The organism is Archangium violaceum (genome assembly GCF_016859125.1).
GTDB lineage: Bacteria > Myxococcota > Myxococcia > Myxococcales > Myxococcaceae > Archangium > Archangium violaceum_A.
This window is the reverse complement of record NZ_CP069338.1, coordinates 392009-416243: the sequence shown is the minus strand read 5'-3', so window position 1 is coordinate 416243 and position 24235 is coordinate 392009. Positions and strand designations below refer to the sequence as shown.

At 70.4% G+C, this 24235-nt stretch carries 19 protein-coding genes; 12 read left to right on the top strand and 7 right to left on the bottom strand.

The features are described 5' to 3' along the window. Positions 1–233 precede the first annotated feature (233 nt). The 4 genes from JQX13_RS01765 to JQX13_RS01750 all read left to right on the top strand — a co-directional run bounded on the left by JQX13_RS01765 (position 234) and on the right by JQX13_RS01750 (position 8119). Complete coding sequence (locus tag JQX13_RS01765; RefSeq protein WP_203407358.1) at positions 234–560, top strand: hypothetical protein; 327 nt, start codon at positions 234–236, stop codon at positions 558–560. A gap of 226 nt (positions 561–786) precedes the next feature. Further along, a complete protein-coding gene (locus JQX13_RS01760; protein ID WP_239015554.1) occupies positions 787–1353 on the top strand; it encodes a protein NO VEIN domain-containing protein in 567 nt (188 codons plus the stop codon). Between the two features lie 166 nt (positions 1354–1519). Further along, positions 1520–3763, top strand: coding sequence for a replication restart helicase PriA (gene priA / locus JQX13_RS01755; protein WP_203407356.1), 2244 nt, complete (start codon positions 1520–1522; stop codon positions 3761–3763). Positions 3764–3781: 18 nt separating this feature from the next. Beyond that, on the top strand, positions 3782–8119 hold the full coding sequence (locus tag JQX13_RS01750) for a hypothetical protein (protein ID WP_203407355.1): 4338 nt from the start codon (positions 3782–3784) through the stop codon (positions 8117–8119). 19 nt (positions 8120–8138) lie between these two features. Here the strand turns inward: JQX13_RS01750 and JQX13_RS01745 are convergent, their stop codons facing one another. Beyond that, positions 8139–8852, bottom strand: a complete 714-nt coding sequence (locus JQX13_RS01745; RefSeq protein WP_203407354.1) for a hypothetical protein — start codon at positions 8850–8852, stop codon at positions 8139–8141. A 261-nt stretch (positions 8853–9113) separates the two neighbouring features. Here JQX13_RS01745 and def point away from each other — a divergent pair, with 261 nt between their 5' ends. Then, on the top strand, positions 9114–9635 hold the full coding sequence (def, locus tag JQX13_RS01740; RefSeq protein WP_203407353.1) for a peptide deformylase: 522 nt from the start codon (positions 9114–9116) through the stop codon (positions 9633–9635). Here the strand turns inward: def and nth are convergent. Then, positions 9601–10215, bottom strand: a complete 615-nt coding sequence (gene nth / locus JQX13_RS01735; RefSeq protein ID WP_239015552.1) for an endonuclease III — start codon at positions 10213–10215, stop codon at positions 9601–9603. The two genes, def and nth, sit on opposite strands and share 35 nt — an antisense overlap. 275 nt (positions 10216–10490) lie before the next feature. Here nth and JQX13_RS01730 point away from each other — a divergent pair, with 275 nt between their 5' ends. Beyond that, a complete protein-coding gene (locus JQX13_RS01730; RefSeq protein WP_203407351.1) occupies positions 10491–11516 on the top strand; it encodes a M23 family metallopeptidase in 1026 nt (341 codons plus the stop codon). Between the two features lie 31 nt (positions 11517–11547). Here the strand turns inward: JQX13_RS01730 and JQX13_RS01725 are convergent, their stop codons facing one another. Then, a complete protein-coding gene (locus JQX13_RS01725) occupies positions 11548–11817 on the bottom strand; it encodes an HU family DNA-binding protein (protein ID WP_108073827.1) in 270 nt (89 codons plus the stop codon). A 319-nt stretch (positions 11818–12136) separates the two neighbouring features. On the opposite strand from JQX13_RS01725, the gene JQX13_RS01720 reads away from it, so the two are divergent. Beyond that, positions 12137–13591: a hypothetical protein gene (locus JQX13_RS01720; RefSeq protein ID WP_203407350.1), complete on the top strand. Its 1455-nt coding sequence runs from the start codon at positions 12137–12139 to the stop codon at positions 13589–13591. On the opposite strand, the gene JQX13_RS01715 is transcribed toward JQX13_RS01720, so the two are convergent. After that, a complete protein-coding gene (locus tag JQX13_RS01715; protein ID WP_203407349.1) occupies positions 13537–14703 on the bottom strand; it encodes an alpha/beta fold hydrolase in 1167 nt (388 codons plus the stop codon). The two genes, JQX13_RS01720 and JQX13_RS01715, sit on opposite strands and share 55 nt — an antisense overlap. A gap of 103 nt (positions 14704–14806) precedes the next feature. On the opposite strand from JQX13_RS01715, the gene pssA reads away from it, so the two are divergent. From pssA to JQX13_RS01695, 4 genes are read left to right on the top strand one after another with little or no spacing between them, the layout of a single operon-like run. Further along, positions 14807–15637 (top strand): CDP-diacylglycerol--serine O-phosphatidyltransferase, encoded by an 831-nt coding sequence (pssA, locus tag JQX13_RS01710; RefSeq protein WP_203407348.1) that lies wholly within the window; start codon positions 14807–14809, stop codon positions 15635–15637. A gap of 55 nt (positions 15638–15692) precedes the next feature. Continuing rightward, positions 15693–16955, top strand: coding sequence for a CinA family nicotinamide mononucleotide deamidase-related protein (locus JQX13_RS01705; protein WP_203407347.1), 1263 nt, complete (start codon positions 15693–15695; stop codon positions 16953–16955). Continuing rightward, positions 16952–18445: a hypothetical protein gene (locus JQX13_RS01700; protein ID WP_203407346.1), complete on the top strand. Its 1494-nt coding sequence runs from the start codon at positions 16952–16954 to the stop codon at positions 18443–18445. Before JQX13_RS01705 ends, JQX13_RS01700 begins: the two co-directional genes overlap by 4 nt. A 52-nt stretch (positions 18446–18497) precedes the next feature. Continuing rightward, a complete protein-coding gene (locus JQX13_RS01695) occupies positions 18498–19016 on the top strand; it encodes a DUF1285 domain-containing protein (protein ID WP_203407345.1) in 519 nt (172 codons plus the stop codon). Here JQX13_RS01695 and recA read toward each other — a convergent pair. After that, positions 19013–20059, bottom strand: coding sequence for a recombinase RecA (recA, locus tag JQX13_RS01690; protein WP_203407344.1), 1047 nt, complete (start codon positions 20057–20059; stop codon positions 19013–19015). The genes JQX13_RS01695 and recA overlap by 4 nt on opposite strands. Before the next feature lie 360 nt (positions 20060–20419). Beyond that, positions 20420–21190, bottom strand: a complete 771-nt coding sequence (locus JQX13_RS01685) for a lysophospholipid acyltransferase family protein (RefSeq protein WP_203407343.1) — start codon at positions 21188–21190, stop codon at positions 20420–20422. 100 nt (positions 21191–21290) lie between these two features. Between JQX13_RS01685 and JQX13_RS01680 the strand changes: the two genes are divergently transcribed. Further along, complete coding sequence (locus JQX13_RS01680; protein ID WP_203407342.1) at positions 21291–22634, top strand: NAD(P)/FAD-dependent oxidoreductase; 1344 nt, start codon at positions 21291–21293, stop codon at positions 22632–22634. Here JQX13_RS01680 and JQX13_RS01675 read toward each other — a convergent pair. Further along, positions 22582–24216: a YifB family Mg chelatase-like AAA ATPase gene (locus tag JQX13_RS01675; RefSeq protein ID WP_203407341.1), complete on the bottom strand. Its 1635-nt coding sequence runs from the start codon at positions 24214–24216 to the stop codon at positions 22582–22584. The genes JQX13_RS01680 and JQX13_RS01675 overlap by 53 nt on opposite strands. Positions 24217–24235: the final 19 nt, after the last annotated feature.

Below are 24235 nucleotides of genomic sequence, written 5' to 3'. Positions count from 1 at the left end.
GCGAAGACATGACCGCTGGAGTGGGCCGATGTGAGCCCGTGTCCTGTCGAGAGTTTTGTAAGTGCCTGAAAACAGGGGATAGGGGGCTCGAGCGAGCCGCTGAGGGGAGCGGCTCCACCGCGGTGGATGCCCCGGGGGATGTCAGACCCGGCGAGTAGTTTGCATCCTTGCCGCTGAACCGCAACCGACGCGCCATCGGCGTGGAGGAGGGTGTCAGTCGGCCAGGAGGTTCCATGCGAACGAAGCTGTGTGTGTTGGGGGCGGTGTTGGGGACGGCGTCGGTGCTTCCGGTGGTGTGCGCGCCGTCGGTGGCTCCAACGCAACAGACGAAGGAGGAGCAGACGCGAGGAGGCGTCTCGAGACAGGCCGGCCAGCCTTTCGATGGCCACGCAGCCGAGCCGCTCTCGCCGGTCGAGGTTCCGGCGGGTCCGGTGCTCGACGAGCCGAAGCACCCGTGTGAGCTCGTCACCGTGATGCGGGTGCCGTGCAATCCCGCGACCGCCACGTGCGAGTACACCTATTGGGAGTGCCCGCGGAACGCGAAGCCGCTGAGGGCATGACGGAGTGAAGACGCGCGGCCCCTTACTGGGCCGCCTCAGGCGCGGCGGGTCGGGCTCCTCGGAGCCTGGCTCGCCGCGCGGCCGTTTGCGGGCCTGGGGCATCCCGTGAGGACCCAGCAGGTCTCACGTGGGTTTACGGCATTGGAGGGTCGGATTAAGGTCGTGACCGAAGGGATATCTCGTCCAGAACTACCGTTGCCGGCTTCGCATCCTGGGTTTGGATCCGGTGCCGGTCAATTGGTTGCACGCACGTCGCGAGGCACAAACCCTTCAGGATACGCAACGTGAGGCCCCGGAGATGTGGGCTTCATGGCTTCGCGGCTCCAATCCCTCTCTCTCCCTGCCGCTGAATGCCGAGCCCCTGGCCTCGCCGGCGGCAGCCGACACGAGCAGGCCCTCGGGACAGGGGTTCTCCTCCAACACCCAGATGCGCAAGGCCGTCGAGCTCTACGCCATGAAGCGAGCCAGGGAGTACTTTCATGAGCAAGGTTTCTCCTCGATCGAAGACGTCTCGAGCAGGATGCCCTTCGATCTTCACGCGAAGGATGAGACGCGCGAGGTCTTCATCGAGGTGAAGGGCACTCAATCGGCGGGTTCCAGTGTCTTCCTGACCCGCAACGAAGTGGAGTTCGCGAGGAACAACAAGAGCAGGATGGTCTTGTTCGTCCTTCATTCCATCCAGATGAGCGAAGATCAGGGCGAGCCCCTGGGCGGGGTGCAAACCGTGTTCTGGCCCTGGGATGTGGATGGCGGCACTCTTGCTCCCATTCAGTACGTCTACGGGCTTCCGTAACAATTCCTGGGAATGTGGTTGTCCAGTTTCCGACCCGTGTTGATGGCCACGGGATGCATGTGAGCCTCTCGCCCCACTATGGGTGAGTCCCTGTGCGCCCGCGGTGGGAAGCGCGGTCGGAAACTACCGGTGTCAGTGGCCGCCGCTACAGTGGTCCCCAGTCGCCGTGAGCCCCTCGAACCTCGCCTCAGTCGCCGTTGGCCGTCCCGTCCGGGGCGAGTTCACCTATGTCGTCCCCGACGGCCTCTCCGGGCGTCTGTCGCCGGGCCAGCGCATCCTCGTGCCCTTCGGCAGCAGCATGTCGCTCGGCTTCTTCCTCGGGCCGGCCGCGCCTCCTCCCGATGGCGAGAGCGTCAAGCTCAAGCCCATCATGAAGGTGCTCGAGGACTCGCCGTCGCTCCCGCCGGATCTCATCGCGCTCCTGCGCTTCGCCGCCGAGCATTACCGCTACCCGCTCGGCGAGGTCATCAAGAGCGCGCTGCCTCCCGGGCTCACCAAGGCCGAGGAGGAGAAGGAGGCGAAGCCGGACGTGCAGGAGTTCGCCGTGGCGCTCGTCGCCGAGGCCCCCGCCGTCCTCCGCCGCGCCCCCGCTCAGTCCGCCGCGCTGGCCTATCTCCTCGCCGTGGGAGGCCGCGCCCCCATCGAGGAGGTGGCCCACGCCATCCCCGGCGCGCGCGAGACGCTGCGCAAGCTCGTCGAGCGGGGCTTCGTCCGCATCGACGAGGAGGTCATCGCCCCGGGCGTGAAGGAGGGGCTCGCTCAAGGCCGTCCCGAGAAGCTCACCCCCGAGCAGGCCGCCGCGGTGCTGGAGCTCCACTCGGCCATCGACGCCGGGGGCTTCCAGCCCTTCCTCCTCCACGGTGTCACCGGCAGCGGCAAGACCGAGGTGTACCTGCGCGCCGTGGAGCGGAACCTCGAGCGGGGCAGGGGCAGCCTCATCCTGGTGCCGGAGATCGCCCTCACGCCGCAGCTCGTGGGCCGCTTCCGCAGCCGCTTCGGCGGTGACGTGGCCGTGCTGCACTCGGCCCTCAAGGACCGCGAGCGCCTCTTCCACTGGCAGGCCCTGCGCAAGGGCACGGTGCGCATCGCCGTGGGCGTGCGCTCGGCGGTGTTCGCCCCCGTGGAGAACCTCGGCCTTGTCGTGGTGGACGAGGAGCATGATCCCTCCTTCAAGCAGGAGGACAAGCTGCGCTACCAGGCGCGCGACCTGGCCGTGGTGCGTGCCAAGCAGGCCGGGGCCGTGGTGGTGCTCGGCTCGGCTACGCCCTCGCTGGAGACGCTCGAGAACACCCGCCGCGGTCGCTACCGCAAGCTGGAGCTCAAGAACCGCGTCGATGACCGGCCCATGCCCACCATCGAGCTGGTGGATCTGCGCCAGGAGCGCCCCCGCGAGCCGCTCGTGCAGGAGGAGGCGCCCATCCTCTCCGCGCCACTGCTCGACGCCATGGCGGAGACCATCGGGCGCGGCCAGCAGGTCATCCTCTTCCTCAACCGCCGCGGCCACAGCACCTTCCTCATCTGCGAGGTGTGCGGCACCTCGGTGAAGTGCTCCGATTGCGACGTGTGCCTCACCTACCACCGCTCGCAGAACCGGCTGGTGTGCCACTACTGCGGCGTGGCCCACCCCGTGCCCGAGCACTGCCGCGAGTGCACCGGGCCGCTGCTCAAGATGGGCATTGGCACCGAGCGCGTGGAGGCCGAGGTCGCCGAGCGGATTCCCCAGGCCCGCGTGGCCCGGCTCGACAGGGACTCGGCCTCCAGCGCCGAGCGCCTCACGGAGATGCTCGCGTCCTTCGCCCGCCGGGAGATCGACGTCCTGGTGGGCACGCAGATGGTGGCCAAGGGACACGACTTCCCCGGGGTGACGCTGGTGTGCGTGGTGATGGCGGACACCTCGCTGGCCATCCCCGACTTCCGCGCCTCCGAGCGCACCTTCCATCTCCTCACCCAGGTGGCCGGCCGCGCCGGACGCGGGAAGGATCCGGGGCGGGTGCTCGTGCAGACGTACAACCCAGAGGCGGATCCGGTGAAGCGCGTGCTCACCCACGACTTCGACGGCTTCTCCGAGCGGGAGCTGGAGCGGCGCAAGGTGCTCGCCTGGCCGCCCTACACGCGCATGGCGGCGGTGCGGCTCGAGGGCGAGAGCGCCGAGCAGACCGCCAGCGTGGCCCGGTTCCTCGGGGACTTCATCGGCCGCAACATGCCCCCGGCCTCGTGGGGCGTGCGTCTGCTGGGGCCGGCCATCGCCCCCATCTCGCGCATCCGGGGTCGCACCCGGTGGCAGTTGCTCCTCAAGGCCCCTACCCACGCGGCGCTCGCCCCGTTGCTCGCCCGCCTGGAGGCGAAGCTGGTCGACATTCCGTCCGCCGTGCGTGTCACGATCGACGTGGATCCAGCGGCCATGCTGTAGACTCGCCCCCGATTTCCAATGGCCGAATCGGTCCTCCTCGTACACGACGACATCGCCACCATCGCCACCGTGCGCCGCCTGCTCGCGCGCGAGGGCTATGAGGTCATTCTCGCTACCTCCGTGGCGGACGCCCTCATCGCCTTTGGCCATCACCTGCCCGTGCTCATCATCCTGGCACCGGGGGTGGAGAGTGGTCGCGGCCACCTCGTCCTGGAGGAACTGGGGCTGCACCCGGACATGCGGCTCGCGCGCGTGCTGCTGCTTGGCGAGCCCGTCCCCGGCAGCGCAGCCCCGGTGGCTCCGCTGCCCCTGGATGGCTCCGGCTTCATGGAGCAGGTGGCCGCGGTCATCAACTCGCCCGCGGGCCCGGAGGCCTGGTACGCGGTGAAGGACGAGGTGGAACCTCCGGCTCCCGAGCCGGTCCCCGCGCGCTCCGGGCCGCCGGGGCTCGTCCAGAAGTCCTCCGTGTCCAGCCGCAACGCCGCGTTGGAGCACGCGCTCTTCGATGATCTGCCCAAGCCCGAAGGGGCCCGGCAGTCCCCGTCCTCCCTGGATGCGGAGGATCTGTTCTCCCAGACGGAGCAGGCGGTGGTCACGGCCGAGATCCCGAGGGTTCCGGGGCTGACCGAGCAGGATTCCGGGGACGAGGCGGAGTCGCTCTTCGGCGCGACGGAGCAGGCGGTGGTGGTGTCGGGCCAGGTTCCGGTGGTGACGCCCCCCGGGCCCGACGAGGACGAGATGCGGCGCATGGAGGACGACGTGCGTCGCGAGGCCGCTGCCCGGCGGCGGTTGAAGAAGGAGGAGCCCTCGCTGCCCGTGTCGTCGGCGGGGCTCTTCGCGCGGACCCCCGCGATGGGCTCGGCGATTCCCACCATCACCGCGGTGTCTCCGGTCGAGATGGGGCCCGTGGTGGACGCGGCGCCGGTGCCGGAGTCCGTCGAGCCCCTGTCCGCGCTGCCCGAGCTGCCCCCGGTGAAGGTCGTCGACATCGAGGCGGAGGCGCGTGCGGAGGCCGAGCGCCTCGCGCAGCTGGAGATCGAAGCGGCGTTGGCGCGGGAGCGGGCGGAGTCGTCCGGGAATGCCTCGCCCCAGCTCGGGGAGGAGGGGTTCTTCGATCTGGAGCCGACCCCGACGGTGCGCACGGCGGCCCTTCCCCCGGAGGACCTGGAGCCCGTTCCGGAGGACGCGCCGCTGCCGCCGGAGGGCGATGCGCCGGATGGATGGGAGGAGCCGCACCAGGAGAGCGTGGGCTCGGACTGGTTCGGCTCCGAGTCCACCGGGGGGCCGCGCGGCGAGCCGGTGAAGAACGAGCCGGTGGCGGAGGCCCGTCCCGTGCCGAGGGGCGTGGCGGAGACCACGTCGAAGTTCCCGCTGCGGCCCGTGCCTGGAGCGGCGGGTGCGCGGGATGTGGAGTCGCTTCCGGCGGAGGACGCGATCGCGGTGCTGGAAGTGCGCCTGATGCGGGCGGAGCGGCGGATCTCGCAGATTCTGTCCGAGCGCGATGGGGCGGTGGCGCGCCGGCGAGAGGCGGAGAGCAAGGCGTCGGAGCTCGAGACGCTCGTGGCGGAGCTCCGGTCCTCGCTGGAGAAGCAGGCGGATGCGCCGAACGCGCGGGAGGAGTCGCTGCGGAGCGAGGTGGAGGCGGCGCGCGCGAACGAGGCCTCGCTGCGCTCCGAGCTGGAGCGGCTGAAGCAGGAGGCGTGGGCCCGGGAGGAGTCGCTGCGGCACGAGGCCGAGGCGCAGCGGAGCCGGCTCGCGGCGCTCGCGGAGGAGCGGGGACTCGAGGCCTCGCTGCGGCTCGAGGTGGAGCGGCAGTTGGAGGCGGCGCGGGCGCGGGAGTCGGAGCTCGAGCAGGCACGTACCGCCGAGGCCCAGCGGCGTCAGGAGAAGGAAGCCGAGGGGCTCGAGGAGCTGCAGCGGCAGCTCGCGGAATGGCGTGCGAAGGCCGAGGAGCAGGAGCGGCGGCGCACCGAGGCGGAGCAGCGGGCCGAGGAGCAGGAGCGGCGGCGCACCGAGGCGGAGCAGCGGGCCGAGGAGCAGGAGCGGCGGCGCACCGAGGCGGAGCAGCGGGCCGCGTCCGAGGCGGAGGCGAGGGCCCGGGTGGAAGCCCGGGTGGAGGCGGAGAGGGCCGCGCGGGCGGAGGCGGAGGCACGGGCCGAGGCGGAGAGGGCCGCGCGGGCGGAGGCGGAGGCACGGGCCGAGGCGGAGACGAAGTCCCGCAAGGAGTGGGAGGCCCGGGCGCATGGAGAGGCGAAGGCGCGCAAGGACGTGACGGCGCGCGCCGAGAAGGAATCGAAGGCCCGGGCGGAAGCGGAGGCGCGAGCCGAGGCCGCGGAGAAGGCCCGGGCGGAGGCCGAGGCCCGTGTCGCCGCCGAGAAGAAGGCGCGGGCGGAGGTGGAAGCACGCGCGCGCTCCAACGCGGATTCGCGTGTGCAGGCGGAGATGAAGGCCCGTACCGACGCGGAAGCGCGGGCCGACGCGGCGGACAAGGCGCGCTCCGAGGCGGAATCGCGGGCCGACGCGGAGTCGCGGGCCCGGGCCCGGGCGGAAGCGCGCGCTTCCCAGGCGGAGCAGGAGCGCACCGAGGCGCTCGGGCAGGCCGAGGAGTTGGAGCGGGCACGGGTCGACGCGGAGACGCGGGCCGCCAACATGGAGCGGCAGCGCGTCGAGCTGGAGGCCCGGCTCGAGCGCGCGGAGAAGGCGCGGACCACGTCGGACGAGCAGTCCGAGGAGTTGGAGCGGGCACGGGTCGACGCGGAGACGCGGGCCGCCAACATGGAGCGGCTTCGTGTCGAGATGGAGGCCCGGCTCGAGCGCGTGGAGAAGGCTCGCGCCGCCCTGCAGGCTCGCGCCGCGGAAGAGAAGCAGGCGCGCGCGGAGGCGGAGGCGCGCGCCGAGGCCTCCGAGCAGGCTCATGCCGAGGCCCAGGCCCGGGTGGAAGCGGAGTCCCAGGCGCGCGAGGAGCTTTCCCGCGAGCGCTCGGAGCTGGAGGCGCGGCTCTCCCGCCAGCTTCGCGAGGCCCGGGAGGAAGCGGAGCAACTCGCGCGGACGCTGGCCCAGGAGCGCGAGGAGCGGGAGTTCCTCTCCCAGGAAGTGGAGCGGCTCGAGGCCGCGAGGGCCCAGGCGGAAGCGGAGTTGGCCGAGCGCCTCGCCCGCGCCGAGCGGGCCCGCCGCGAGGCCGAGGAGAAGGCCGTCCGTGATGCCGAGGCGACGGTCACCCGGGTGCGCGCGGAGACGGACGCGGCCCTCGCGAAGGCCCGCGCCGAGGCCGAGGAGATGGCATCCCGGGCCCGCGCGGCGATCGTCTCGCTCCAGGTTCCCGGCCGGTTCGAGGTGGACATCCCCCGCAGCGGTAGCGTCAACCAGGAGGGGCTCGCGCGGCTCGTCACCCGGCTCCAGGAGGCGCGTGCCCAGGTGCGCCTCGAGCTCAAGGTGACCGGGGCCCTGCGCATCCTCTGGTTGAAGGACGGGGTGCTGGTGGGCGCGGTGTCCTCCGCCCCCGACGAGTCGCTCGTGGAGCGCGCCCGGGCGGATGGGCTCATCGACGCGCGCCAGGAGAACGAGCTGCGTCTGGTGCGTGGTGCCTCCACGGGGGCTCTCATCGACGCCATGCGTGGCCGCGGCTACCTGCGGGAGAACGAGGTCGTCCCGCTCGTGCAGCGCTACACCGAGCAGGTCGCCCTGGACGCGCTCGGGGAGTCCTCCTCTCTGTACCGGCTCACCGAGGAGCCGCCGCCGCACGAGGTGGCCCTCGCCGCCTCCACCCGGCCGCTGCTGCACCTGTTGGCCGAGTCCCTGCGCAACGGTGTCTCCTCCGATTCCCTCGTGGAGGCCGCCGGCGGCCTGCGCGCGGTGGTCGTCCGGGGTGAGCCCGAGCCCTCGCCGGAGGCCTTCGGGCTGTCCTCGCGCGAGCTGCGGCTCCTGGAGGAGGTCGATGGCGAGCAGTCGCTCGAGCAGCTCCTGCTCGGCGCGGGCATGCCCCAGGACAGCGCCCTCAAGGTGCTCGCGGTCGCGCGCGCCCTGGGCCTCATCACCCTCCGGCCCGCCCCGGCGGTCTCCTCCGCGCAGGAGGCTCCGGGCGAGCTGGACGTCCGCCGGCTCGAGTCCAAGTTCGAGGAGATCCAGGACGCGGACTACTTCACCGTGCTCGGGCTCTCGCGCGGCGCGGGCAGCGAGGAGGTGAAGCGTGCCTTCGCGTTGCTGGCCGCCGAGTTCCACCCGCTGCGCTTCGCGGGGCATCCGGATCCGGCGCTCCAGCACCGCGCCCAGCAGATCTCCAACGCCCTGTCCGAGGCGGCGCGGGCGCTCGCGGATGATCGGCTGCGCGAGGAGTATGCTCGCAGCCTGATGGACTGAGTGGCGGCGGCGGCCCGTCCTACTTCGGCGCGACCTTGAAGGGGTTGGACTGGGCGACGATGTCCTTGCCGACGCGCACGGTGAGCACGACCTGTCCGCCCTGTTTGTCGAGGACGACCTGTTCCCGCCGCACGCCCTGACTGAAGGCGTTGCTCAGGTTCGGGCTGACGCGCCCCTTGTTGGAGGAGATCTGCACCTGCCCCGCGAAGCTGGCCGCCGCCGGGCCCTCGGCCCGCAGGGTGATGACGAACGGGACGTCGCGAACCTGGTCCGCGATGGGGTCGATGCTCAGTCCGGTGATCTCGGGGGCGGTCGGCGTGTCATTCCCCGGGTCGGTGTCCCCGGTGAGGGGACTCAGCTCGGGAGGGACCGGGAGCACCGTGAGTTCCTGTTCCCGGTGCGACTCGTTTCCGTCCTCCATCTCCAGCCGGACCTCCTGGGGCCCGGCCGGGAGGTTCGTGGGCACGTTGGCCCGCAGCATCCCCTTTTGCTCCAGGAGCGCGATGGCCACCTTCTGCCCGCCGATCAGGACGGTCGGCGTCAACACCGTCGCCGTCCGCTGGCCGTAGTCCACCTTCACGGGGAGTGGCGCGTCCAGCTCGAGGGTGATCGTCGACGCCTCGCCGCTCACCACCTCCTCGGGCTCGATGGAGACGATATTCGGGGCGGGCGACGAGTAGCTCCCACAGGCGTAGAGCAGTGAGGTGGACAGCAGCGCGATCTTCCGGAGCACGGCGAATTCCTCCTGAACCGACCTACCGGGGAATCCGGACTGGCTCAGTGTGCTCCTCCTCTCACCCGTTGGTAAAGAACCCCGGCTGCTTTTTTGTCACGGCCCTCGATGTGAGGGACCGGATTCCCTGGAAGTCGGGAGCACGGCTCGGGAATCCGGCTGGAGGGGCAGGGGGCCCTGCCCGAGCGGGTGACAGGCGGGGCACATGGGGGGGCCTGGGGCGGGTTGCCCGTCCGTGACCAGGGAGTTAAGAGGGGCTCCATGGTTCGCGAAATCCTCATCTGGCCCGATCCCATCCTGAAGCAGAAAGCCAGGCCGGTGGCCCGGGTCGACGATTCCATCCGCACGCTGGTCAAGGACATGTTCGAGACCATGTACGCCGCCGATGGCGTGGGGCTCGCCGCGCCGCAGGTGGGCATCCTGCAGCGGGTCATCGTCCTGGACACCCGTCCGCGCCAGCCCGAGTCCCAGCCGCTGGCGATGATCAACCCGGAGATCATCGCCCTGGAGGGGAAGACGACCTACACCGAGGGCTGCCTGTCCATCCCCGGCGAGGCCGAGGACGTGGATCGCGCCGCGGTGGTGACGGTGAAGTTCCTCGACCCCGAGGGCCGTGAGCAGACGCTGACGTGTGACGGGCTGCTGGCCATCGCGGTGCAGCACGAGACGGATCACCTCAACGGCACCGTCTTCGTGGATCACGTCTCCACGCTCAAGCGCGAGCTCATCCGCAAGCGGATGAAGCGCGTCAAGGCGTCTCGCGAGGACCGGCTGTCGGTCTAGTCGTCACGCCCTTCCTGGGGCAGAGGTCCGCCACGGGGCAGCGCTCGCACGCGGGCGCCCTCGCCAGGCAGGTCCTCCGTCCGTGCCAGACCAGGAGCTGGTGGCCCTTGGCCCACCGCTCCGATGGCAGCAGGGCCTGCATGTCCTCCTCCACCTTGTCCGGATCCTCGTGACGGGTGAAGCCCAGCCGGTAGGCCAGCCGCTTCACGTGGGTGTCCACCGGGAAGGCGTCATCGCCTCCCAGGTGGATGCACACCACGCCGGCCGTCTTGCGGCCCACGCCGGGCAGTTGCTCCAGCGCGGCCCGGGAGCGAGGCACCTCTCCGCCGTGCTCCTTCACCAGGGCCTGGGCCGCCGCGATGATGTTCTTCGCCTTGGCGCGGTACAGGCCGCATGACTGGATGAACGGCTCCACCTCGCCGACATCCGCCTGGGCGTACGCGCGCGCGTCCGGGAAGCGTTGGAAGAGGGCGGGGGTGACCAGGTTGACCCGCTTGTCCGTGCACTGCGCGGAGAGGATGACCGCCACCAGCAGCTCCAACGGGGTGCGGTAGTCCAGCTCGATGCGCACGTCCGGCATGGCCCGCTCCAGCCGGTCCAACACCTCCACCGCCCGTTTCCGTTTCGACTCCACTGTCTCGCGTGCCACGTGACCGCTGTATGCCAGACCGACCTGCGACGTAAAGAGGATTCCACTACCTCGCAGGACACCCCGGTGGAGTGCTCCTCCAGGGGCCAGGCGGCTCGGCACGGGAGCCGGACCCCGTTCCGTTCCGGACATTGACGAGGCGTGGGTCCGCCTCCACTCGGCGGCTGGCTGGCCGATTCCCGGGGCGTTGGTAGACTGGCGACGCCTTGCGTCGTCTCGCCGCCCTCATGCTGCTCGTCCTGTCTGCGTGTGCCGCCCCTCGCGCGCGCCAGAAGATGAGTTTCGACGAGCTGTATGCCGAGGACACGTCGCCTCCGGCCGACCTGTCGGCGGGTGCGTCCCAGGAGGGCACGGGCGAGGGCATGCTGCGGACGAAGAAGGCCGAGCCGCTGCTGGACGCCCCGGCTTCGATGGAGCTCCGGGCCGCGCTGGCGGAGTTCGCCACGCTGGCACGCGCCTCACGGGCGCAGGTGCCGCGGGGCAGTGCCATGCCGCGCGAGCAGGCGGACAACTGGCGGCGGATGAACGCCACCCTGGATGCCTTCCTCCGGCAATCCGCGCGCAAGACGTCCTCGCTGGACGTGGTGCGTGCCCGGGTGACGCTGGAGGCCGAGCTGGAGGAGGACGCGCGCGCCTACGGGGACATCCCCGGGGACCTGGCCGACGCGGTGCTCGCCCGGGTGGACCTGCTCGCGGTGCGCATGGCCCAGCTGCGCCGCCTGCAGCTCAAGCCCTCGAAGCAGCCCCTTCGGTTCACCTGGCCGGTGGACCCGGTCATCATCACCAGTGTCTTCGGCAGCCGGGTGCACCCCATCACCGGCAAGGAGAGGGATCATCTGGGCCTGGATCTGGCGGCGAAGCGGGGCCAGCTCGTCTCGGCCGCGGCGAAGGGCGTGGTGATCCGCGCCGGGTGGAACGGCGCCCATGGCAACCAGGTGGTCATCCAGCACGAGGGGGATGTCACCACCCGGTACAGCCACCTGTCGCGCGTGCTGGTGACGCCGGGCGAGGTGCTCGAGCCGGGTGACGTGGTGGGCGCGGCCGGCAAGACGGGCCTGGCCACCGGCGTGCACCTGCACTTCGAGCTGTGGCGCGGGGGCGAGCCGTGTGATCCGCTCGACGAGCTGGGCCCCACCGAGTCCGGGGAGGAGCCCGCCTTCGTGCGGCACGAGCAGCACGACGTGGGAACGAGAAAGGGGCGCCGTCCCATGCTCGGACGACGCCCCCGGTGAGGTCGGAGCGCGCTCGCGGGCTTTGCGCCGACTACAGCGAGTTCTTCAGCTCCTTGGCGGGCCGGAAGCCGATCGTCTTCGACGCCTTGAGCTTCATCATCTCGTTGGTCTGCGGGTTGCGGATCTTCCGCGCCTTGCGAGAGCGGACCGACCAGGTGCCGAAGCCGGGGTAGCTGAAGCGCTGGTCCTTCTTCACCGCCTTGCCGATGTTGGCGAAGACGATGTCGAGAATCTCCGCCGCCGACTTCTTCGTCAGCCGCGACTGCGCCGCCACCACCTCCACGAGCTCTGCCTTGGTCATCCGCTCCTCCATGCCGCGTTGAAATGCGAAAGCCCGAGGTTGGTAACAAATCGCTCTTTTGTCTGTCAATGCTCGCAAACCGTTGCGAGGCCGGAAGATCGGCCTCCGCGCGATTCGCGAGGAATTTGACGGATCGCCCGGCTCCTCTAGAGAGGAGGAGCACGTCGCGCACCGGTCCTCCAGCCTCGTGGCTCCGGGGGCCGGGATGTGTGGATGTGATCGATTGAGAGGGTTTTTCTTTGTCATTTCGATCACTTGCGTGGGTGTTGCTGATCCGGACGAGCGGGGAAGGCTGTCAGGTAATAGTGTGGGCGATCGAATGCTCCGCTGCCTGCTGATGATCGCCTGCCTGACGTTTGCACCCCGCCGCGCCGCCGCCGCGGTGATCGCCCCCGAGACGCCCACCGGACGGGCCGAGGTCTGGGTGGACGGCGCCCATCACGGGCCCGGAGATGGCTCGCGGGAGCGGCCCTTTTCCACCCTGGCGGAAGCGTTGACGCGTGGGGCGGAGGGCGGCCGTCCGTTCCGGGTGTACCTGTCACCGGGGCGTTACCCGGGGTCCTTCGTCCTGCCCGCCGGGCTGGAGCTGGTGGGGGCGGGGGAGGGCTCGGTGTTGCAGGGGGAGGGGGCAGGGCCGGTGGTACGGGCTCCGAAGGGTTCCTCGTTGAGGAGCCTGGCCATCCAGGGGGGAAGCTGGGGGCTGGAGGCGGCCGGAGGGGTGCGGCTGGCGGCGGTGCGCTTCAGCGGGCAGGGCACGGGGGCGGTCCGGGTGGAGGCGGGGCACCTGTCGGTGGAGGGGGGCGTGTTCGAGGCTGGAGGCGCGGGGACGGTGGGGGTGATGCTGGTGGAGGGCTCGCGCGCGGAGGTGCGGGAGGGCTCGTTCGCCGGCGCCTTCCGGCGGGGCGTGGAGGCACGGGATTCGGAGGTGGAGCTGGAGTCCGTGCGGTTTCGGGGGCCCCTGACGGCGCTCTACCAGGCCGGTGGACGGGTGCGACTGCGGCATGCCGCGGTGGAGGGCGGGTCCGAGGTGGGGCTCTTCGTTCAGCGGGGCACGCTGCGGCTCGAGGATGTCACCGTCACCGGGCACGAGTATGGACTCCAGGGCCTGGAGGCCACGCTGGAGGCGCGCGGCTTCACCTCGGTGCGAGCGGTCCGGGCGGGCGTGGCGCTCATCGGCTCGCGGGGGACGCTGGAGGACTCGTGGGTGCTGGGCAGTGGCGGCTTCGGGGCGGTGTCGCTGGTGGGCTCGGACATGGTGCTGCGTGGCATCCGGGTGGATGGGGCGGACGCGTATGGCATCTCGGCCACGCGCGGGCGGCTCCGGCTCCAGCGGACGCTCATCACCCGGCTGACGACGCGCGAGGGAGACTCCGGTGACGGGCTGCACCTGCGCGACGCCGAGGTGGAGGTGGAGGGGCTCGTGGTGCGCGACGTGGCGGGCGTGGGCGTGCTGGCGGCGCAGGGCTCGCGGGTGGTGCTGCGCGACGTGTCGCTGGAGGCGTGCCGGGAGGCCGGAGTGTGGGCGGAGACGCTGGCGCGGGTGACGGCCGAGGGCCTGGAGGTCCGAGGCTCCGGCGGGCCCGCACTGGTCGCCCTGGAGGACGGCGTGCTGCGGGTGGACGCGCTCTTGGTTCGGGACAACGCCGGGGGGCTCGTGGTGGCCGACTGCCAGGGCGCCACCTCGGTGAAGCTGGAGCGCGTGGTGGGGCGGGGTCCGGGTCAGGTCGCCGCGGAGCCCGGGGCGAAGTGTGTGATGGGGGGGGGCTCGCCCTGAGGTTCGCTCCGGGGGGACGCGGAGATGGGTGTGGCGCGGGCCACCAGCCAGTCGCGCACCTCGGGTTGGATTTCGAGCGGCGCGCCCGTGCCGAAGAGCAGATCTCCATGCCCGTAGTCCATCTTGTCGCCGCGCTCGCAACCGAAGACGTGCAGCTTCTTGTCCGGGGAGCCGATCAGCTCGTACTGCGCGCGCAGGTTCTTCGGCGAGGCCAGCCGGTCCACGCTCCCGCCCATCACCATCACCGGCAGCGAGAGCCGGGCCAGCCCCGCGCGCCAGTCCACGCTCCCATCGAAGGAACGGAAGGCGTCATGGTCGATCCAATCCTGGAACTGGCGGAGCACGCTGCGGCTCATCGACGCCATCATGTTCGCGTAGACCTTGCGCTGGATGGGCGGGGGGATGTGCCTGGGGTTGATGATGACGTCGGACAGGGGAAGGGGGACGTAGCCGAGGAAGGGGGCCAGCGTGCAGCTCAGCCACTCGTTGCGAAAGCCGCGCGGCCACGCGGCCCGGGTGCCCACGTGGATGAGCCGGCGGATGAGCGGATCCGGCGGAAAGAAGACCGGCGAGCCCAGCGTGAGCAGCCCCGCGAGCTTCGCACCCGCGGGGCCCTGCGCCACCGCGTAGCCCACGAGTCCCCCCAGACTATGGCCCACCCAGAAGGCGCGCCGGGCCCCCGTCTGGGAGAGCGCCAGCTCGATGAGCGCGGGCGCGTCCTGGGTGACCAGGTCATCCACCGTGACGTCCGGCCAGCGGCGGCCCCGGGGCGGGGGACGCGAGGCGCCGATGCCTCGCCACTCCACGCTGAAGCAGTCGAAGCCGGCCTCGGTCAGGGCGTGGGCCAGGGAGTAGGGCGGCTCGAAGTCGAAGGTGCAGCGGTTGGCGGCCAGCCCATGGCACAGCAGCACCGGCTCCTCGAAGCGCCGGTGCGCGGCACGCCGCACGTACACGGTGAGCTCCCAGCCATCCTGGCAGCGGACCCGCAGCCGCTCGGGAGGAGGTGTGCGCAGGCGATACCACCAGCGCACACCCAACACCCACAAGGCGTTCACACCCACCAGGGCGAGTCCCGCGAGCAGTACCCAAAGGGTCCAACGCACTGCGTCCATCAGCCCTCCGCGAAGAACGGGCAAATAAAACCCTGATATGATCCGTTCCCCCCCGGCTTCAACCGGAACGGCCAGTGGCCAACACCAGGAGGCAGGAGAACAGATGAGACCGCGTAAGTTGTTGTTCGTCCTGCCCAATCTGTTCACCGTCACCTCCATCCTCTGTGGCTTCTACGCGATGACGTTGTGCTCGGGGGACGCGGGCCCGACGCAGCTCTACCAGGCCGCCCTCGCCATCCTCTTCGCCATGTTCTTCGACGGGTTCGACGGCCGCGTGGCCCGCCTGACGAAGACGCAGAGCGACTTCGGGATGCAGCTCGACAGTCTGGCGGACGTCGTCTCGTTCGGCGCCGCGCCTGGCCTCCTGATCTACAAGTGGGCGCTGGAGCCGCTTGGCTTCCTCGGCCTGTTCCTCTCCTTCTGCTTCGCCACCTGCGGTGCGCTGCGGCTCGCGCGCTTCAACGTGCTCGCCATGCGCAGCCCCCATGGCGGTGGCGGGAGCTTCTTCGTCGGCCTGCCCATTCCCCTGGCCGCGGGCGTGCTCGTCTCGATGATCATCGCCCACCATGCCGCCACGGGCGGTGAGGTGCTCGATGAGTCGGCCCGGGGCCCCGTGGCGGTGGCGACGACGGCGCTCGCGCTGCTGATGGTGTCCACCGTCCGCTACCGGACCTTCAAGGACCTGCGCCTGTCCCCCCGTTCGGCGCTCATCCTCATGCTGGTGCTCGCCAGCGGCGTCATCATCGGGACCCGTTTCCACCCGGCCTACGTGCTGGTGGCCTACTCGTTCGCCTACCTCGCCTTCGGCCTCATCGAGTCCGCCTTCGGAGTGCGCAAGCGCCTCGTGGCCCGGAAGCTGGGGCGCGGAGCAGCCGCCGCCGTCGTCCTCGAGGAGATCGACGACGAGTCGGAGGACGAGCAGAAGGTGGCGTAGAACCCGCGACCTGGCACGTGCCGGGGGCGGGGTGTGCGGCTAGGATGCGCCGCCCATGCGAGTCGAGCTGCTGTGTACTGGTGACGAGCTCGTCACCGGACTGACCACCGACACCAACAGCCCCTACCTGGAGGCGCGGCTCTTCGAGCTGGGCGTCAAGGTGCGGCGGGTGGTGCTGGTGGGCGACGTCCGGGAGGACATCACCCTCGCCCTGAGGGAGGCCGCCGCCCGGTCGGACATGGTCATCGTCTCGGGAGGGCTGGGTCCCACTGCGGATGACTTCACCGCCGAGTGCGCCGCGACGGCCGCGGGCGTACCGCTCGTCGAGGACGCCGGGACACTCCAGTTCCTCCGCGAGCGTGTCGCGAAGCGGGGCCGGGAGTTGACACCCAATGTGGCCCGCATGGCGCTCGTGCCCGAGGGCTCGGAGGTGGTACCCAACCCCGTGGGGGCCGCGCCCCTGTTCATCCTCCGGCTGGGCGGCTGCCGGCTCTTCTTCCTGCCCGGCGTGCCCCGCGAGTACCGGGCGCTGGTGGACGGCGAGGTGCTGCCGCGCGTGCGGGCGGAGCTGGAGAAGCGGCCGGGGCGCACGTACCGGGCCTTCCGCCTGCTGCGCACGGTGGGCATCCCCGAGTCCGTGCTCGACGCGCGCGTGGCCCCTCTGGCGGCGGCGCACTCCCGGGTGGTGTTCGGCTTCCGCACGCATGCGCCGGAGAACCAGCTCAAGCTGATGGCGGAGGCGCCCTCGCAGTCCGAGGCGGATGCCGCCCTGGCCGCCGCCGAAGCCGCGGCCCGCCGGGAGCTCGGCCTGGCGGTGTACGGCTCGGACGCGGACACCTACCCCGAGGTGTTGGGGAGACTGCTGACGGAGGCCCGGGCCACGCTGGCGCTCGCCGAGAGCTGCACCGGGGGCCTCATCGCCGCGCAACTCACCGGGGTGTCCGGCGCGAGCAACTTCCTGTTGGGCGGAGCGGTCGTCTACACCGAGCAGAGGAAGAGGGCCTGGGCGGGAGTGCCCGCCGAGCTGCTGGAGCGCCACGGAGCGGTGTCTCGCCCGGTGGCGGTGGCCATGGCCGAGGGAATTCGCGCGGCCTGCAAGACGACCTACGGCCTGTCGGTGACGGGTTTCGCGGGCCCGACGGGGGGAACGCCCGAGGACCCCGTGGGCACCGTCTACTGTGCGCTCGCCGCGGAGGGAGCCCCCACCCGCTGCGAACGCTTCTCCATTCCAGGCGATCGGGATCTCGTGCGTCTCTTCGCCGCCTCGAACGCGCTCGAGCTGTTGCGTGAGCGCCTGCTGACTGTTTCCGCCCCATGAGCCGCTCCAAGTCCAAGCGTCCCAAGTCATCCGCCGCGCAGACGCCCGAGTCCGTGGCGTCCGCTCCCGAGTCCACCGCCGAGCCTCGGACGGCCACGCCCGTGCCCGGGCGCCCCACGGAGCCGGGAGCTCCGGAGCAGCCCGTTGCGCCCACCGTGTCCTCGGACGAGCGGGGTGGGGTGGTGGGGGCGGCGCTGAGGATGTGGCTGGCGGCGTACCGGGTGGAGGTGGTGCTCTTCCTGGTGAGCTTCGCGGTGCTGGCCAGCTTCAGCTCGCAGCGCTTCCTGCGGCAGAGCGAGGCTCCCCACTTCGTGTACCAGGCGAAGGCGTGGCTGGAGGGGCGGCTGGACCTGGACCCGGAGGTGTTGCCGAACCTCGAGGACTGGGCGTGCGTGCGCGAGGTGGCGGGGAAGAAGGTGCGGTGCGAGGGGCGGCTGAGGCCGGGGGACCGCTGGTACGTGAGCTTCCCGTCGTTCCCGGCGGTGGTGATGCTGCCCTTCGTGGCGCTGCACGGCTACCAGTTCAACGACACCTCGTTCGGGGTCATCGTGGGGGCGCTGGCGGTGGCGCTCTTCTACTCGCTGCTGCGCTTCCTCGCGAAGGAGGGGGAGACGGCGCGAGATCGCATGGAGAACGTGGGCCTGGCGCTGGTGCTGGCCTTCGGCACGCTCTTCTTCTACGCGTCCATCCGCGGCGAGGTGTGGTTCAGCGCGGAAGTCATGGGCGTGGCCTTCACGTGCCTCTACGTGCGCAACGCGGTGCGGGCGCACCGTCCGGTGCTCGCGGGCCTCTTCTTCTCCATGGCGACGCTCACCCGCACGCCGCTGCTGTTCACCGGGCTCTTCTTCGTGCTGGAGGCGCTGTGCCCCGGTCCGGACCGGATCGAGCAGCTCAAGGCGCTGGGCTCCCATTGGAAGCCCGCGCTGCGCAAGCTGGGCCTGTTCGCGCTCGGGGCGGCACCGCTCGCGCTGCTGGCGGCGGCCTACAACTTCTACCGCTTCGGCAGCCCGGGCGAGTTCGGCCACGCGTTCCTCTACAACAACCGCGTCAACGTGGACATCGACCGTTGGGGCCTCTTCGACCTGGTCTACCTGCCTCGCAACCTGGAGGCGGCCTTCCTCCTGCTGCCGAAGGTGTCGTTGAACCCGCTGCGGCTGGGGTACAACCCGCATGGCCTGTCGCTGCTGCTGACGCTGCCGCTGCTCGTCTTCCTGGTGGTGCCGAGGCTGAGGCCGCGCCTGCACTGGCCGCTGTGGCTCACCGTGGCCGTGACCGCGTTGCCCGGGCTCTTCTACCAGAACGACGGCTACATGCAGTTCGGCTTCCGGTTCAGCATCGACTACACGCCCTACCTCCTGCTCCTCTTCGCCCTTAGCGGCTGGTCCCTGCGCAACCGGGCCGTGCTGGCCACGGTGGTCTTCGGAATATTGGTGAACTTCTGGGGCGCGGTGGCCTTCCGCGGCTATACCGAGCTTGTCCGGAACTGGTAGGGCCGGGCGCGTTGGCTTGACCGGCCGCCTTCGGGCGAGCAGATAACGAGACGTGACCCAACCGCCTCCAGGACCTCCCTCGGGACCGCCTCCCCCCGGCAAGCGCTGGCACACCCGCGAGGACAGCGGCATCCGGCTCGATGCGCGGCTGCGTTGGTGGCACGATGACGAGCCCATCGAGCACCCGCGCATCATCGAGCTCTTCAACACCTCGCTCGTCCTCGACGAGCAGGGGCGCTACCAGCTCCAGATTGGCAAGGACTGGTGCTACGTCCAGGTGGAGGACGCCGCCTACGAGGTGCGCACCGTGGATGTCACCCCGGACGAGCGGGTATCCGTGCGCCTGAGCGACCGCACCGCCGAGGCGCTCGAGCCAGCCACCCTCGCCGTGGACGCCGAGGGCGTCCTCACCTGCCGGGTGAAGGGCGGCCGGGCCGGGGCACGCTTCTCCCGGGACGCCCAGTACCAGCTCGGCGAGTTGATGGAGCAGGACGAGGGAGGCCAGTTGTATCTGCGTGCCGGCCAGCGCCGCCTTGAGGTGCCGGTGTCGCTTGAGGCCCCTGGCGCCTAGGCCATCGCCGCGGGCGCCTCCATCTCGGCGCTCGGGTTCGGCGCCGGGACGGGGCGGGTCATCCCCACCAGCTCACGGGCGAGTCCCTCCAGGGCATCCGGGTGCTCGCGCAACCACTCCGAGGCCCGCTCGCGGCCCTGGCCGATGCGCTCTCCGCGCAGGCTGAAGTGGCTGCCGGACTTGTCCACCAGCCCCGAGTGCACCGCCAGGTCCAGCACCTCGCCCGCGCGGTGGATGCCCACGCCGTACAGCAGGTCGAACTCCGCCTCCTGGAAGGGCGGGGCCACCTTGTTCTTCACCACCTTCACCTTCGCCCGCGTGCCCACCACGTTCTCCCCGTCCTTGAGGTTGCTCGTGCGGCGGATCTCCATGCGCACCGAGGAGTAGAACTTCAGCGCGTTGCCGCCCGTGGTCGTCTCCGGGTTGCCGAACACCACGCCGATCTTCATGCGGATCTGATTGATGAAGATGATGCAGCACCCCGAGCGGCTCACCGCGCCCGTCAGCTTGCGCAGCGCCTGGCTCATCAGCCGCGCCTGCACACCCATGTGCGCGTCGCCCATCTCGCCTTCGATCTCCGCGCGCGGCACGAGCGCCGCCACCGAGTCCACCACGATGAGGTCCACCGCTCCCGAGCGCACGAGCTGCTCGGTGATTTCGAGCGCCTGCTCGCCGGTGTCCGGCTGGGAGATGAGCAGCTCCTCCACGCGCACGCCCAGCTTGCGTGCGTAGTTGACGTCCAGCGCGTGCTCCGCGTCGATGAAGGCGGCCACGCCCCCCTGGGCCTGCACCTGCGCGATGGCGTGCAGCGTGAGCGTCGTCTTGCCCGAGGACTCGTTGCCGAACAACTCCACCACGCGCCCGCGCGGGTAGCCGCCCACGCCGAGCGCCCGGTCCAACCCCACCGAGCCCGTGGGGATGACCGCCACCCGCTGCTCGCGCACCTCGCCGCCCAGGGGCATCACCGCGCCCTTGCCGAACTGCTTCTCGATCGCCGCCACCGCCGCCGCCACCGCCTTCAGCTTCTCCGTCAGTTTGTTCATCGTCGCACCTCGCCGCCCTTCATGAGTGGGCCGCGCCTCGGAGCCGGAATGGCTCCGGCGCGCCGCGAGGAGCATGAGCAACGGCCGTGCCGCGCCCGGCTCACTCGGAGCACGTGGTGCGCGGGCGTCTCATTGGGTGCGAGGTGTCCCGCCGGGTGGAGCGGTGCGCGAGAGCGAACTCCTGAGCCAGGAGAGGAGCATCCTGTCAGGGGTGACAACCGGAGCCAGCGCATGCCGACCTCCGGCCGCACGTCTCTTCCACTTGTCCGACAGTCGGACAACAAGTCGCCGAAGACTGAGCCTGGGGAGGCGCCTGTTTACGAGTCGTTCGGGTCCCTGAAGGGCCGTTCTTGGGCTGGCTCAACTGTTTCCCGCGGTGGATGTGTCCTGGGGCTCTCCGCCCGCACCACCGATGTCCCGATGGAGCTGGATGATGACGTCGCGCACTTCGAGCATGAGGGCCTCGCGATCGGCTCCCTTGCGCCCCGCGGTGCTGATGGGGGGGCCCACCTTCACGCGGATGGGACTGCGGCGCAGCCGGATGCTGCCGGGAGGAAGCATGCCGTTGGTGCCCTCGACGGCCATCGGGATGATGGGCACACCGGCCTCCACGGCCAGCACGAAGGAGCCCTTCTTGAAGGGGAGGATGCGTCCGTCCTTCGAGCGCGTACCCTCGGGGAAGGCGAGGATGTTGGAGCCGGCGCGGATGCGCTCACCGGCCTCCTTGAGGCTGCGCATGGCCTCGCGCCGGTTGGAGCGGTTGAGGAAGATCATCCCCGTGCCCGCCATGTACCAGCCGAGGAAGGGAACCCACTTGAGCACGTGCTTGGCGATGAATCGGATGTTCACGGGAATCACCGCGAACGCCACGGGGATGTCGAAGGCGGACTGGTGATTCATCAAGAAGATGTGGGGCTTGCTCCAGTCGACGTCGGGCAGCGGTTCCACGAGCAGCGGCGAGCCGGTGATACGCCAATGCATGGGGGCCCAGAAGCGCCGCGCCATCATCAGCGGCACCTCTCCGTTGAGGGTGAGAAGCGCCGCGAGTCCGGAAAGGGTAATCCAGAACACCAGCCACAGGATGAGGAAGACGGCCTGGAAGAGTGCGATGAAAGGAGACAGGAGCTTCATCAAGCGGCCTTCTAGCTCGCTCCATCGCCGCCGTGTACGGTGGAGACGCGCGGACGTCGATTCCGTTGAATTTCCACTCGCCGGGAGGAAGTTCCAGTGCATGGCGACCCAAGGCGACAAGTACCCCCACGTGGTCATTCTCGGCGGTGGTTTTGGCGGCCTGTACGCGGCACGTTCGCTGCGCAACGCTCCGGTGCGCGTCACCGTGGTGGACCGGCAGAACCACCATCTCTTCCAGCCCCTGCTGTACCAGGTGGCCACGGCCACGCTCAGCCCGGGGGAGATCGCCTCGCCCATCCGCGGCCTGTTGAGCCGGGAGTCGACGGTCCTGTTCGCCGAGGCGACGGGCGTGGACGTGGCCAACAAGCGCGTCCTGCTCGCCGACGGTGAGCTGTCCTACGACTACCTGATCATCGCCACCGGAGCGACGCACTCCTACTTCGGTCACGACGAGTGGGCGAAGTACGCCTTGGGGTTGAAGACGATCGACGACGCGCTGGAGATCCGTCGGCGGGTGCTGCTGGCCTTCGAGATGGCCGAGCGCGAGTCCGACCCGGTACGGCGCCGGGAGTTGCTCACCTTCGTCATCATCGGAGCGGGGCCCACGGGGGTGGAGATGGCGGGGGCGCTGGCGGAGATTTCCCGCCACACGCTGGCGAAGGACTTCCACAACATCGACCCCTCCCAGGCCCGCATCCTGTTGTTGGAGGGGGTGCCGCGCGTGCTGCCCGTCTACCCGGAGCCGCTCTCGGAGAAGGCGCGGCGGGCATTGGAGAAGCTCGGGGTGGAAGTGCGAACCCACACGCGCGTCACCCATATCGACGAGACGGGCGTGTACATTGGCGAGGAGCACATCGCATCGCGGTGCATCATCTGGGCGGCGGGGGTGGCCGCTTCACCGGTGGCGGGCTCGTTGGGGGCGGAGCTGGACCGCGCGGGCCGCGTCAAGGTGTCGTCCGAGCTCACGATTCCCGGCCGCCGGGACGTCTTCGTCATCGGGGACCTGGCGCACTTCGTCCAGGACGGCAGCCCCATTCCGGGAGTGGCGCCCGCGGCCATCCAGCAGGGGAAGCACGCCGCGCGCAACATCCGCCGCCACCTGGAGGGGAAGGGGATGGAGCCCTTCCGCTACTGGGACCGAGGCACCTACGCGGTCATCGGGCGAGGCAAGGCGGTGGGGGTGGCCTTCCAGCGTTTCCAGTCCTCGGGCTTCAGCGCGTGGATGGCGTGGCTTGGCATCCACATCCTCTTCCTCATCGGATTCCGCAGCAAGCTGGCCGTGCTCCTGGATTGGGCGTACTCGTTCATCGCCTTCAAGCGCTCGGCCCGCCTCATCACCGGTCCGCTGCTCGAGCTGGTGCGGCCCGAGAAGCGGGCGGAGGCGGGCACGCTCAAGGATCGTCCGGGTGCCGGGAGCTCCGAGCGGGGGGTAGCAGCTGGCTGAAGGCGTCCTGTCGGCCGGGTGGGCCTCCATGGGTGTTGGTGTTCAGCCACCCCCTCCGGTCGAGCTGTCGGCATCCGATGGCCAGGTTCATGTCCACCTCCTCGATGCGGTCGTGTCCTTCCAGGTCCGCCCGGGACAGAGCCAGTTTGAGGATGCGGTCATGGGCGCGTGCGGACAATCCGAACTGGAGCACGGCCTTCTCGAGCTTCTCCGCGGCCTTGGGTGAGGGCTTGCAGTAGCGGTGCAGCAACCGCACCGGCATCTGGGCGTTGCAATGCACTCCCGGCTCGTCGCGGAAGCGGAACCGCTGGCGCTCGCGCGCGGCCTCCACGCGCTCCCGGTAGTACGCGTTCGTCGGCTCCTCAGCGCCATTCCGGGCGATGTGGTGGTACTCCACCGGGCGCGTTTGAAGGGTGATGTCGATGCGGTCCAGCAGGGGGCCGCTCACCCGGGAGTGGTAGTCATGGATGCGGTACTCCTTGCAGGTGCAGCGCTGACCGGGGACGTTGAAGTAGCCACACGGGCAGGGGTTCATCGCCGCCACCAGCATCACCCGGCAGGGGTAGGTGACATGCTGGGTGGCGCGCGCCAGGTGGATGGCGCCTTCCTCCAGCGGTTGCCGCAACACTTCCAGCACGTTCTTGCGGAACTCGGGCAACTCATCGAGGAAGAGCACCCCGTGGTGTGCGAGGGAGAGCTCGCCGGGCCTCGTGTTCGGGCCACCGCCCACGAGGCCCGCGTCGGAGATGGTGTGGTGGGGAGCGCGGAAGGGTCGCTCGCGCATCAGCGCCTGTTCGTCCCCCAGCAGGCCGAGCACGGAGTAGATCTTCGTCACCTCCAGGGCCTCGTCGAAACCCATGGTGGGGAGGATGCCGGGCAGGCGCCGGGCCAGCATCGTCTTGCCCGAGCCTGGAGGGCCGCACAGCAGCACGTTGTGACCTCCGGCGGCGGCGAGCTCCAGTGCCGTCTTCAGGTCCGCCTGCCCTCGGACATCGGACATGTCCAGGGGTGTCTGGCGCGCCCGTGAGCGGGCAGGGGAGGCATTCTCGCGGGTGAAGGGGAGCAGGGGCTTCTCCCCGGTGAGGTGGTCCACGGCCTCGCGCAGGTGGCTGACGGCCAGCACCTGGATGCCCTCCACCAGCGCCGCCTCGGCCGCGTTCGCCGTCGGTACCATCACGCCCTCGTAGCCCCCGTCACGCGCCGCTACGGCCAGAGGCAGCACGCCCTTGATGGGCTTCACCCACCCGTCCAGCGACAGCTCCCCTCCGAAGAGGTAGTGCGACAGGGGCTCCTCCTCCATCAGCTTCGCCGCCGCCAGCACCCCCAGCGCGATGGGCAGCTCGAAGGCCGCGCCCTCCTTGCGGATGTCCGCCGGGGCCAGGTTCACGGTGATGCGCTTGGAGGGCAGCTCGAAGCCGCAGTTCTTGAGCGCGGAGACGACGCGCACCTTGGACTCACGCACCGCCCCTTCCGGGAGCCCTACGACGTTGAAGTAGGGAAGTCCCAGGGCCATATCCACCTCGCACTCCACCACCACCGCGTCGATTCCCATCAACGCGCCCGACCGTACCCGCGCCAGCATGTCCCGCCCTCCGAAGGGT